We start from the raw sequence: 11,998 nt of genomic DNA, 5'->3' as shown, positions 1-11,998 counted from the left end.
TCATGGTGCTGAAAACGCAGCGCAAGGAACGGCTCGACGCGCTGGCGGAGACGGCGTCGGACGCCGGGGTGAGCCTGGCCGCGTCGGCGTGGCGGCGGCTGAGGCGCAACCCGGTGTTCGTGGTCGGCGCGGTGATCATCGCCGCGTTCGTGCTGCTGGCGCTGCTCGCGCCGCTGTTGGCCCCGCACGATCCGGCGCAACGCCTGCTGGAGCACCAGGTTTCCCGCGCGGAGAACACGATTCCGCCGCCGCAGGCGGGTTTCCCGCTGGGTGGCGACCAGTACGGCCGCGACCTGTTCTCCCGGCTGCTGCTGGGCTCCCAGCAGACGCTGCTGGTCGCCGTGCTGGCCACCGTGATCGGCCTCGGCGGCGGCCTGGTGCTCGGCCTGCTCGCCGGCGCGTTCGGCGGCTGGGTGGACTCGGTGGTCATGCGCGTCGCGGACGTGATGCTGTCGGTGCCGTCGCTGCTGCTGGCGGTGTCGATCGGCGCGTTGTTCGCGCAGCAGACGCAGTTCACCGTGATCCTGGCGGTGGCGATCGTGCAGGTGCCGATCTTCGGCCGGCTGCTGCGCGGCACGATGCTGGCGCAACGCGCCAGCGATCACGTGCTCGCGGCGCGGGCGCTCGGCGTGAAGGAGAGCGCGATCGTGTTCCGGCACATGCTGCCGAACGCGCTCGGCCCGGTCATCGTGCAGGCCACCCTGGTGCTGGCGGTGGCGATCATCGACGCGGCGGCGCTGTCCTTCCTGGGGCTGGGCGCGGCCGACGACTCGGTGCCGGAGTGGGGCCAGATGCTCGGCGGCGCGCAGAACATCATCGATTCGCATCCGCAGCTGGCGTTCTGGCCTGCGGGCTGCATCATCCTGGTCGCGCTCGGGTTCACGCTGGTCGGCGAATCCCTGCGGGACGCGCTTGACCCGAAGCGCCGGCGCTAGAGGTGGGGTAACGAATGGCACTGCTGGAAGTCCGCGACCTCTCGGTGGTGTTCGCCCGCAAGGGCGAGCCGCCGATGACCGCCGTGGACGGCATCTCCTTCGACGTCGAACCGGGCCGCACCGTCGGCCTGGTCGGCGAGTCCGGTTGCGGCAAGTCGGTCACCTCGCTGGCGATCATGGGGCTGCTGCCGAGCACCGGCGCCGAGGTGTCCGGGACGATCAACTTCGACGGCACCGACCTGCTGCAGCTGTCCGGGCGCGAGCTGGACCAGCGCCGCGGCAGCGACCTGAGCATGGTGTTCCAGGACCCGCTGACCTCGCTGAATCCGGTGGTGCCGATCGGCCTGCAGGTGTCCGAGGTCATCGAGCGGCACCGCGGGCTGCCCCGCAAGGAGGCGATGCCGGAGGCCGAGGACCTGCTGAAGCGGGTGGGCATCCCGGACCCGCGGCGGCGGTTGAAGGAGTACCCGCACCAGCTCTCCGGCGGCATGCGACAGCGCGCGCTGATCGCGATGGCGCTGGCCTGCAAGCCGCGGCTGCTCATCGCCGACGAGCCGACCACCGCGCTGGACGTGACGATCCAGGCGCAGATCCTGAGCCTGCTGGCGGAACTGGTCGCCGAGACCGACACCGCGCTGATCATGATCACGCACGACCTGGGCGTGGTGGCCGGGCTCTGCGACGAGGTGAACGTGCTCTACGCGGGCCGGGTGGTGGAGCGGGCCGCGCGGCACGAGCTGTTCGCCCGGCCGCGGCACCCCTACACGGCGGGCCTGCTGGCCTCGATCCCGCGGCTTGATTCGCCGCGCGGCCAGCGGCTGTCGCCGATCAAGGGCTCGATCAGCGACAACATCCCGTGGGACGCCGGGTGCGCGTTCTGCCCGCGCTGCCCGAACGCGCAGGACGTTTGCGAGCAGCAGACGCCGGACGTGAGCATCGACGTGGGCGCGCGGCTGCTGCGCTGCCACAACCCGGTGCGCGAGACGATGTCGAGCCCGGTGGAGGCGTCATGAGCGGCACTTCGCTCGTGAGCGCTCGTTCCGGTTCTTACCGGAGCCATCGCTCACGACCCGCAGGGCGCCGCGCAAGCCGATCGCACGAAATCGTGGAGTTGTCATGACGGAAACGCCGGAGAGCGGGGCGACCTCGGCGGCCGGGGACGCGCTCATCGACATCGACCAGATCAAGGTGCACTTCCCGATCAAGCGCGGCGTGGTGCTGGACCGCACGGTCGGCTACGTGTACGCCGTGGACGGGGTGTCACTGAGCATCCGACGCGGCGAAACCTACGGCCTGGTCGGGGAATCCGGTTGCGGCAAGTCGACGCTGGGGCGCGCGGTGCTGCGGCTGGAGAAGCCCACCGGGGGCAAGGTGGTGTTCGACGGCGTCGACCTGTCCGGCATGAAGGGCGAGCCGTTGCGCCGGATGCGCCGCCGGATGCAGATGGTCTTCCAGGACCCGCTGTCCTCTTTGGACCCTCGGCAGTCGGTGCAATCGCTGCTGGTCGAGGGCATGCGGGCGCACGGGATGGACAGCGACCGGGCGGGCACGGACAAGCGGCTGCGCGAGCTGCTGTCGGCCGTTGGCCTGCCGACGACGTCGCTGCGCAAGTACCCGCACGAGTTCTCCGGCGGCCAGCGGCAGCGCATCGGCATCGCCCGGGCGCTGTCGGTGGGGCCGGACCTGGTGGTGGCCGACGAGCCGGTGTCGGCGCTGGACGTCTCGGTGCAGGCCCAGGTGCTGAACCTGCTGGAGGACCTGCAGACCGAGTTCGGGCTGACGTACCTGGTGATCGCGCACGACCTGGCGGTGGTGCGGCACATCGCCGACCGGGTCGGGGTGATGTACCTGGGCGGCATCGTGGAGGAGTCCACATCGGACGATCTGTACGAGGAGCCGCTGCACCCGTACTCGAAGGCGCTGCTCTCGGCGGTGCCGGTGCCGGACCCGACGGTGGAGGACGACCGGGAGCAGATCCTGCTCTCCGGCGACCTGCCCTCGCCGGCCGCGCCGCCGTCCGGCTGCCGGTTCCACACCCGGTGCCCGTGGAGGCAGGCGACCCGTTGCGACACGGAGCGGCCGGAACTGCGCGAGCTCAAGCCGGGCCACCGGGTGGCGTGCCACTACGCGGAGGAGATCCGCGACGGCCGGCTGAAGCCCCACGAGGTGACGGCGGAGGCGGTGAACCCGGCGGACTTCGGCGACCTGGACATCACCTCGGCCCCGGCCTGAGCACGCCCATCGGCGATTCCGATGAGCCCGCCGGCTTCCGGTGCGGTGGCGCGGTCGTGAGCGGTAATGGCCGCTGGAGCGACCATCGCCGCTAACGACACCGGAAACCGGCGCGCTGATTTCGCGCGTTGTCCACCGCGCCCGGGGCCGGAGCCCTTAGGTTCACAAGATCGTCGGAGGCCGGTGGAACGGAGGCAGTGAGTGAGGTACAGCAGCGCGCCGCGATGCTCCGCGTGCGAGCACCGAGCGATCCTGGAGCGGGCGACCGCGGATCGCCTGGTGGCGGAGTCGGGCGAGATCCTGGTGACCTACGACTGCCCGGAGGGAAACGGGGTGCACCTCTGCAACCCGGACTTCGAGCGAGGCGAAGCGGTCCGCTGACCAGCCAGGGCCCGGCGCCGGAGGCTCCCAATTCCAGGCAAGATTGGGAGCCTGTCCGAGCTTGGCCGCGTCGCCGGTAGCCGGGCGGTGTCGTTGCGTCAGGTCGCGCGGAGCGGGGCGCTCGTTTCGACGGGTTCGGGTGGCGCCTCGGGGGCCGGTGGCTTTCGGCGGGCTAGCTTGATGCTTCCCATGAGCACTCCGCCCACCACCACGGCTCCTGCCGCGAGCTCGATCGGGTGCGGCTGCTCGCCCAGGATCAGCCATGCCGTCGTGAAGCCGACCACCGGCACCAGCAGCGAGAACGGCGCGACCAGGCTGGCCGGGTAGCGCCCCATCAGCGTCGTCCACAGGCCCGATCCGATGATCGTCGCCAGCAGCGACGTGTAGGCGAGCCCGGCGAGGGCGTACCAGCCGGTCGGCGAGTCGAACACCGTCGCCACCGCGTGCCAGCCCGCCGCTGGGCCTTCGACCGCCGCCGACAGCGCGAACATCGGCAGCGGCGGCACGATGGCGATCCACAGCGTCAGGTGCAGCGGGTTCGGCGCGTTCGCCTTCCGGGCGCACAGGTTGCCCAGCGCCCACGAGAACGCGCCGCAGAGCGTGATCAGCAGCGGCAGCAGAGTGGCGCTCTGGGCGCGGTGCCAGCCGATCACCACCATGCCGAGCACCGCGATGAGGATGCCGATGATCTGCACCGGCGTGATCCGCTCCCGCAGCAGCAGCGCGCCGAGCACCACGGTGAACGGCGCGGACGCCTGCTGCACCAGCGATGCCAGCCCGGTCGGCATCCCGATGTTCATCGCCGTGAACAGGAACGCGAACTGCAGGGCGCCGAAGAACAGCCCGTACCCGATCAGCCAGCGCCAAGGCACTCGCGGGCGCGGCACGAACAGCAGCACCGGCAGCAGCACGGCGAAGCGGAGTCCGGCGAAGAAGAACGGAGGGAAGTGGCCGAGCCCGTAGTCGAGCGCGATGAAGTTGGCACCCCAGAGCACGACGACCACCACGGCCAGGAAGCGGTCTCGCGAATTCACCATGCCAGCCTGCGGCCCGGCTCTGTGAAGAACAAGCAATACTATTTACAGCTAATGTGTACTATTCCTTCATGGATGTCCGCAGGCTGAGACTCCTGCGCGAACTCGCTGATCGCGGGACGGTCACCGCCGTCGCGAAGGCCCTGTCCTACACCCCGTCGGCGGTGTCGCAGCAGATCCGCGCGTTGCAGGCGCAGGTCGGCGTGCCGCTGACGGAACCGGCCGGGCGCGGGCTGCGCCTCACCGACGCCGGCCGGGCGCTCGCGGCCCGCGCCGACGAGGTGCTGGCCGCGCTGGACCGCGCCGAGGCCGAGCTGGACAGCTACCGGTCGACGCCGCGCGGCGTGGTGCGAGTCGCGTTCTTCCCGTCCGGCGCGTTGTTGTTGCTGCCCGGCTTGCTCCGGCGGATGGCGGCGCATCCCAAGGTGCGGTTGGAGTGCCGGGACGTCGACATGACGCCGCCGGAGGTGCTGAGCCTGACCGCCGACTTCGACCTGGTGGTGGCGCACCGGGACGACCAGGCGCCGCCGTTCGAGAGCACGCGCATGGAGATCACCCCGCTGCTGCGGGAGCCCCTGGACGTCGCGCTGCCGCCGGGCCACCCGCTCGCCGACCGGGAGCGCATCGAGCCGGCGGAGCTGGTCGGCGAGCCATGGCTGAGCGTGGACGTCGGCTTCCCGGTCGACGACGTGCTGCGCTCGCTGGCGGTCCGCACGGGCGTCCGGCCGGTGGTGGTGCAGCGGATCAACGACTTCCGCGTGACGGAGGCGCTGGTCGCCGACGGCCACGGCGTCGCGCTGCTCCCGAGGTACACAGTGGACACTCCGCGCCTGGTGATGCGCCCGCTGGCCGGAGTCCGCGCGGGCCGGAACATAGAGGTGGTGTCCCGGAAGGGAGCGATGGAACGCCCGGCGGTCCGCGCCGTGCTCGACGCGCTCCTCGCCGAGGCGGCCACGGTCACGGGCGCCTAGCGCAACGACGCCTCAGTGCGGCACGTGCCTGCAGGAACGCGAGATCCCCGGCTACTTCGGGGCGTGTTCCTGAGCCCAGCGGCAGATCGCCGCGACGTCCTCGGCGTGGGCCGGGAGGGTGTCGTCGACGATGCCGACGACGGGGATGTGGGCTTCGCGGGCCACATCGGGCGGGCGGTGCAGGAAACCCTTCTCGTGCACGCCCGTGCTGCCCCGCCCAGGCGTTCCTTCGGCGAGGTGGCCGGTGGTGCGGGCGTAGCGGGTGAGCACGCGGGGTTTGCGCAGGTCCCGGTCCGCGCCGTACCACTGCTGGCTCAGCGGGAAGATCGCCGTCAGCGCGTCCCACCAGCCCTCCGTGGCGAGCACCAGCCCGGGGTGGCGGCGGTACAGTTCGTCGGCCAGCCGGCGGTAGCCGTCGATCACCTCGTAGCGCGGATCGTTGAACCAGTAGCCCAGGGTGTCCAGGAACGCCGCGTCGACGCCGAAGTCCCGCACCATCGCCGAGATCGACTCCACCAGGTGGGCGCGGAACTCCGGCTCGCCGGGGTTGAGGAAGACCTGGTCGCCCTCGCCGACCCGGTCGCCGTCCCAGTCCGGCCGGTTCAGCAGTTCCACGTAGCGGTTGGTGTCGTTGCGCAGCACCGCCTGCTCCCACGCCGGGTACTCGACCACGTTCGCGCCGTGCCCGCCGTACATCGGCATCAGCCGCACGCCCAGCTGCCGAGCGGTGTGCGCGAGCGCGGCGAAGCCCTCGGCGCCGCCCAGGTCTTCGCCGGGCCGGTACCGCGGGTAGGCGTAGTAGTAGCGGCCTTCCCAGCCGGGCAGGTAGGCCAGCACGCGGCGCGGATCGATGTGCCGCGCGACGAACCGCAGCGCCTCGGCCATCTGCGCGAACGTGTTGAACACGTAGCCCGTCCAGTGCTGCCCGTGCAGCGTCACCACCAGTTCGGTCTGCCGCAGCCATTCCGGCACGTCCGGCCGGGACGACCACGGCACCAGGTTCTGCGCACCCTCCACAAAGGACAAGTGTTCGTCCAGGTCGGCGTCGGCGACGTGCCCGGTGGTGCCCAGCCGCAGCCGGATCGACGGCACCCGGCAGGTCGTCGAGCGCGCCGTGGCCGACGGTACGTGCACCAGCTCCGCGATCGGGCCCGGCGCGTACGGGGGCTGGTGGACGTGCAGGATCTTCCGCCGCACCAGCGGATCGCGGACGCTGAGCACCAGCCCGTTCGGTTCGTCCCCGGCCGCCACCCACGGCGTCGCCCAGTCCGAGCCCGGATATTCCAGCTGGAACCGCTGGCCGTTGACGCCGTGCGCCCAGCCGCGCCCGGTGTTCGGCGTCCACCAACCGGCCCGCAGCTGCTCCGGCGGCAGGCCGCGCAGCAGCAGCTTCACCGCCTTGATCGGCTCGTCGTGGCGGACCGTGATCGACCACTCCAGCACGCCGGCCGTGCGGGTCACCTCGATGTCGACCTCACCGGCCTCGACGGGCACCTGCTGCCCGAGCCGCGCGTACCGGTCGGCGTGCACGTGGATGCGGTCGCCTTCCCGGACGTGCGCCCGCTCGACGTCGATGCCGTAGCCGTTGGTCGTGGTGAACACCTGCAGTGCCCACTCCACGCCGGCGGCGCCGGGAACGGGGAAGTAGGGGTCGCGGGGGTCGAAGCTCAGATCGGTGTCGATGAGGGCCACGCCGGTGCCTCCGATTCCTCGGCGCCGCGCGACAGGTAGCCGGCGGCCTCGTCCAGCAGCGCTGCGAGGTCGTCGGTTTCGTCGGCAGTGAAGACGAGCGTGTCGCCCGGCGGCAGCACCACGGCGACCCGATCTCCGACGACCAGCACCGTCATGTTGCCCGAATCAACCGGTGTGGTGCACGGGATTCGCCAGCGGAGCTGCTCGGTCGGGTCCTCGGTCGGCCACATGTCCACCTCAACACGGCTGCACATCGGTGCCTGACTGAACCCCGATGGCAGCCCGACATCAAGTCCGGTAGACCGATCGAGTGATAGAGGCGTGCAGCGGCGGCTTCGATGCGGCAGTTGAGAGGCAGGGCGGGTTGTTGTGTTTGAAGCGGCGCAGCCGCTTAGCCCACCTACGCAACCGGCACCGCCGCGGGTTCTCAGAGGTCTTCTCGCGAGGACAGCCCCGACGCGTCGTATTGGGTCATACGTGTGTCGAGGATGGATCCCACAGCCGAGAAGGCCTCTGAGGTTCAGCTACCCGCACCGCCACGCAAGGTGAGCCTGGAATCAGGAAGAAGGAACAGGGGGAGGGGCCGGCGTCCCCGACGTTTCCCCCGTCTCCGGCCCGTCTCCCCCTGCCCCCGTGTTCCCCAGGGGCGTCGCCTGGCATCCCGCGACGTCATCAATGGTGCCGACTCGGAGGAATGCGCAATACCATCTTTGGTCGAGTGTGTTCACCGGACCGGACGCCGATTCTCGGATCAGCGAAATACGACTTCCGGTGTATTCAGGTCAGCGGTCCGGTGCCGCCGGATGGCTCAGCGAAGCCGTACTCGTGCCCCGCGACCTGGTACAACTCCGCGTAGCGGGCCAGCCGGTCGCGATCCAGCCGGACGCCGATGCCCGGCCGGTCCGGTAGGCGCAGCCGACCACCCGGATAGCGCAGCGGCCCGTCCTCGACCACGTCGTCGGCGAGCAGCCGGCCGTAGGACTGGTTGGCGCAGCGGAATCCCGGCGTGGCGGCGATCAGGTGGGCCGCTGCGCACGTCGCGACGCCGAGTTCGCCGAGGCTCTGCTTGACGATCGGGATGCCCGCGGCCTCGCAGATCCCGGCCGAGCGCTTCATGTTCAGCAGGCCGCCGTCCAGCACGTTGTCGGCCGAGATCGCGTCCGCCGCGCCCTGGCTGATCACGTTCAGCTGGTCGTACCGCGTCCGCGACGCCTCGTCGGCGAGCAGCGGCACGCCCGCGCGGGCGCGCAGCCGGGCCATCTCGGGCAGGTTCCGGCCGGAGACCGGCTGTTCGGCGAACTCGATGTCGTAGGGCTCCAGCGCGTGCAGGGCGCGGAGAGCCGCGGCGGGCGACCACGCCTCGTCGGCGTCGATCCGCAGCGCGGCGCCCGCGCCGATGCCGTCGCGGACCGCGGCGACCCGTGCGACGTCGGTGGCCTGGTCCGCGGCGCCGACCTTGATGTAGAAGCTCTCGAAGCCCGCCGCCGCGCCCCGCATGGCCTGCTCCCGCATCCACTCCGGCGGGCCCGCCGGGACGTAGTGCAGGTATTCGACCTCCTCGCGCAGCGGGCCGCCGAAGAGGTTGACCAGCGGTTGGTCGCAGGCCTTGCCGACGATGTCCCAGCAGGCCATGTCGATGGCGGCCGTCGCGGGGCCGGTGGTGCCCGCGTGGTGCCAGGTGCCGATGATGTCGATCAGCTTCGCGATGCGTTCGGTGCGGAACGGGTCCTCGCCGATGGCGAACCGCTCGGCCGAGTGCAGCGCGGCGAGCACGATCTCGGCCGACGGGTACGCCGGGGCCTCGCCGAGGCCGGTGATGCCTTCGTCGGTGTCGATCTCGATTAGCACGCTGACCAGGCCGCGGCGGCTGCCGGAGGCCCACCTCTCGGCGGTGTCGAACGGCACGGCGACCGGAATGCTGCGGATGCCGATTATGCGCAAAACGCCCTCCCCCCAGGGCTTCGCGAGCGGCACCGACCGCGGCCGCTCGCGACTGCTATGTGGTTACCGTCACATCAACCGCTGCGCTCCGCCAAAGATGCGTGCGCCTTCCGCGGTCGTCGACGACACCAATCCGGCCCCGGTACGTACCCTGGCCGATGGCGCCGGTCGTTTCGGCGACCGCGCGACGCGTTCTCGAACCGGAATGGACGTTCATGATCGAGTGGCTGGACACGATCCCACCCGGGGTGATCTACCTGGTGGTCGGACTGATCATCGGGCTGGAAAGCGTGGGGATCCCGCTGCCCGGCGAGATCATGCTCGTCAGCGCCGGAGTCGCGGCGTCGCAGGGCGTGGTCAATCCGCTCGTGCTCGGCATCGTCGCCGCGAGCGGCGCGATCATCGGTGACTCGGTCGGCTACGCGGTCGGCAAGCGCTACGGGCGCACGCTGCTGGGCTGGCTCGGTCGCAAGCTGCCGAAGCACTTCGGGCCGAAACCGGTGCGCCAAGCGGAGCGCGCGTTCGACCGCTACGGCGCGTGGGCGGTGTTCGGCGGCCGGTTCGTGGCGCTGCTGCGCATCCTCGCCGGTCCGCTGGCGGGCATCCTCGGCATGCCGTACCGCAAGTTCCTCATCGCGAACGCGACGGGCGGCATCGCGTGGGCGGGCACGGTGACGACGCTGGCCTACATCTTCGGCGTGGTGGCCGGGCAGTGGTTCCACCGCTTCTCGTGGGTGGCCCTCCTCGTCACCGTCGTCATCGGCTGGCTGATCGTGCACGTGGTGCGCCGCCGCGCGGAGAAGGACGACGAAGAAGAACTGGAAGAAACCGAGAATTCGGCAGAATCCGGCGAATCCGAGAAGGCTGAAGGCGCCGAACCCGAGACCGACGCCACGGTGCGCTGAGACGGCGATTTCGCGCGATTACGACTGGAACGAAAGCGGCCCGTCCGCCCCGACGATCGGGGCGAACGGGCCGCTTGCTTCTGCGGTCAGCGGGTGGCGCGGTTCACCGCGGATACCACCGCGCGCAGCATCGCGGTGATCGTCGAGGTGTCGACGCCGGCGCCCCAGAAGATCTCGTCGCCCACCGCGCACTCCAGGTAGGCCGCGGCGCGGGCGTCGTCACCGGCGGTCAGCGCGTGCTCGTGGTAGTCCATGACCCGCACGTCGTAGCCGATGCTGCTCAGCGCGTCGACGAAGGCCGAGACCGGGCCGTTGCCGGCGCCGGTGATCTCCTGCTCCTCGCCGTCCACGACCACGGTGGCGGTGATGGACTCGTTGCCGTTCTCGCCGGCCGCACGCTGCCGGACCAGCTTCAGCGGCGCGGTGGCCTCCAGGTATTCGCTGGAGAACGCCGACCACATCGCCGCCGGGCTGACCTCGCCGCCCTCGGAGTCGGTGTGCGCCTGCACCACCTTGGAGAACTCGATCTGCAGCTTGCGCGGCAGGTCCAGCTGGTGCTCGGTCTTCATCACGTAGGCGACGCCGCCCTTGCCGGACTGCGAGTTGACCCGGATCACGGCCTCGTAGGTGCGGCCCACGTCCTTCGGGTCGATCGGCAGGTACGGCACCTCCCACGGGTAGTCGTCCACCGAGGTGCCGGCCTGGTTCGCCGCGTCGCGCAGCGCGTCCAGGCCCTTGTTGATGGCGTCCTGGTGGCTGCCGGAGAAGGCCGTGTAGACCAGCTCGCCGCCCCACGGGTGCCGCTCCGGCACGGGCAGCTGGTTGCAGTGCTCGACGGTGCGCTTGACGTAGTCGATGTCGGAGAAGTCGATCTGCGGGTCGATGCCCTGGCTGAACAGGTTCATGCCCAGCGCCACCAGGTCGACGTTGCCGGTGCGCTCGCCGTTGCCGAACAGGCAGCCCTCGATGCGGTCCGCGCCTGCCTGGTAGCCCAGCTCGGCGGCGGCGATGCCGGTGCCGCGGTCGTTGTGCGGGTGCAGCGACAGGATCACCGAGTCGCGCCGGGCCAGGTTCCGGTGCATCCACTCGATGGAGTCGGCGTAGACGTTCGGGGTGGCCATCTCGACGGTGGCGGGCAGGTTCAGGATCACCGGCCGCTCCGGAGTGGGCTGCCAGATCTCGGTGACCGCGTCGCACACCTCGGCGGCGTAGGAGAGCTCGGTGCCGGTGTAGGACTCCGGCGAGTACTGGAAGCGGAAGTCGGTGTCGGCGTACTTGCCGGCCAGCTCGACGGTCATCTCGGCGGCCTGCGTGGCGATCTTCTTGATGCCTTCGCGCTCCTCGCGGAACACCACGCGGCGTTGCAGGATCGACGTCGAGTTGTAGATGTGCACGATCGCCTGCGGCGCGCCTTCCAGCGACTGGAAGGTCCGCTCGATCAGCTCGGGGCGGCACTGGGTGAGCACCTGGATGCGGACGTCTTCGGGGATCGCGCCGTCCTCGATGATCTCGCGGACGAAGTCGAAGTCGGTCTGGCTGGCGGCGGGGAAGCCGACCTCGATCTCCTTGAAGCCCATCTGCACCAGCAGGTCGAACATGCGGCGCTTGCGGGCCGGCGACATCGGGTCGATCAGCGCCTGGTTGCCGTCGCGCAGGTCGACCGCGCACCACAGCGGGGCCTTGGTGATCCGATTGTCCGGCCAGGTCCGGTCGGGCAGGGATACGTCCTCGACCAGCTCATGGAAGGGGCGGTAGCGGTGGTAGGGCATCGCGCTGCCCAGCTGCGCGTTCCACGGCTGCTGGTCGGCGGGGGCGGGCCGGGACGGCTTCCGAACCTTGCCGCCGAAGGGGACCTGCGAATCGGGCGTGTTGGTGCTCATGCGAATGGTTCTCCTGCTCGGTTACCG

The 11,998-nt window shown here is 70.6% G+C and carries 11 protein-coding genes; 6 read left to right on the top strand and 5 right to left on the bottom strand.

The annotated features are described in order from the left end of the window. Window positions 1–2: 2 nt before the first annotated feature. The 4 genes from AB0I53_RS10765 (at window position 3) to AB0I53_RS10750 (ending at window position 3,548) form a co-directional block, all read left to right on the top strand. The gene (locus tag AB0I53_RS10765; RefSeq protein ID WP_358599796.1) at window positions 3–935 is read left to right on the top strand and encodes an ABC transporter permease; all 933 of its coding nucleotides are present in this window, start codon (window positions 3–5) and stop codon (window positions 933–935) included. Window positions 936–949: 14 nt separating this feature from the next. Beyond that, a complete protein-coding gene (locus AB0I53_RS10760; protein WP_358599793.1) occupies window positions 950–1,948 on the top strand; it encodes an ABC transporter ATP-binding protein in 999 nt (332 codons plus the stop codon). A 103-nt stretch (window positions 1,949–2,051) separates the two neighbouring features. Further along, entirely contained in the window at window positions 2,052–3,167 is a 1,116-nt protein-coding gene (locus AB0I53_RS10755; RefSeq protein WP_358599791.1) for an ABC transporter ATP-binding protein, read from the top strand. Between the two features lie 201 nt (window positions 3,168–3,368). Beyond that, window positions 3,369–3,548, top strand: a complete 180-nt coding sequence (locus tag AB0I53_RS10750) for a hypothetical protein (RefSeq protein WP_358599788.1) — start codon at window positions 3,369–3,371, stop codon at window positions 3,546–3,548. 98 nt (window positions 3,549–3,646) lie between these two features. Here the strand turns inward: AB0I53_RS10750 and AB0I53_RS10745 are convergent, their stop codons facing one another. After that, a complete protein-coding gene (locus AB0I53_RS10745; RefSeq protein WP_358599785.1) occupies window positions 3,647–4,582 on the bottom strand; it encodes an EamA family transporter in 936 nt (311 codons plus the stop codon). 71 nt (window positions 4,583–4,653) lie between these two features. Between AB0I53_RS10745 and AB0I53_RS10740 the strand changes: the two genes are divergently transcribed. Next, the gene (locus AB0I53_RS10740; protein ID WP_358599782.1) at window positions 4,654–5,553 is read left to right on the top strand and encodes a LysR family transcriptional regulator; all 900 of its coding nucleotides are present in this window, start codon (window positions 4,654–4,656) and stop codon (window positions 5,551–5,553) included. A gap of 51 nt (window positions 5,554–5,604) precedes the next feature. Here AB0I53_RS10740 and AB0I53_RS10735 read toward each other — a convergent pair whose 3' ends face one another. From AB0I53_RS10735 to AB0I53_RS10725, 3 genes are all read right to left on the bottom strand, one after another. Further along, window positions 5,605–7,245, bottom strand: a complete 1,641-nt coding sequence (locus AB0I53_RS10735; protein ID WP_358599780.1) for a hypothetical protein — start codon at window positions 7,243–7,245, stop codon at window positions 5,605–5,607. Beyond that, window positions 7,221–7,499, bottom strand: a complete 279-nt coding sequence (locus tag AB0I53_RS10730; RefSeq protein ID WP_358599777.1) for a hypothetical protein — start codon at window positions 7,497–7,499, stop codon at window positions 7,221–7,223. The genes AB0I53_RS10735 and AB0I53_RS10730 overlap by 25 nt, the downstream gene beginning before the upstream one ends. A 523-nt stretch (window positions 7,500–8,022) precedes the next feature. Beyond that, window positions 8,023–9,186 carry a mandelate racemase/muconate lactonizing enzyme family protein gene (locus AB0I53_RS10725; protein WP_358599774.1) on the bottom strand — a complete coding sequence of 388 codons (1,164 nt, stop codon included), beginning with the start codon at window positions 9,184–9,186 and terminating at the stop codon, window positions 8,023–8,025. Window positions 9,187–9,401: 215 nt separating this feature from the next. Between AB0I53_RS10725 and AB0I53_RS10720 the strand changes: the two genes are divergently transcribed. Further along, a complete protein-coding gene (locus AB0I53_RS10720; protein WP_358600104.1) occupies window positions 9,402–10,091 on the top strand; it encodes a DedA family protein in 690 nt (229 codons plus the stop codon). A gap of 86 nt (window positions 10,092–10,177) precedes the next feature. On the opposite strand, the gene leuA is transcribed toward AB0I53_RS10720, so the two are convergent. Further along, window positions 10,178–11,971: a 2-isopropylmalate synthase gene (gene leuA, locus AB0I53_RS10715; RefSeq protein WP_358599771.1), complete on the bottom strand. Its 1,794-nt coding sequence runs from the start codon at window positions 11,969–11,971 to the stop codon at window positions 10,178–10,180. Between the last annotated feature and the right edge of the window lie 27 nt (window positions 11,972–11,998).

The organism is Saccharopolyspora sp. NPDC050389 (genome assembly GCF_040655595.1).
GTDB lineage: Bacteria > Actinomycetota > Actinomycetes > Mycobacteriales > Pseudonocardiaceae > Saccharopolyspora.
The sequence above is the reverse complement of the archived record's forward strand: the minus strand, read 5'-3'. Positions and strand labels throughout refer to the sequence as shown.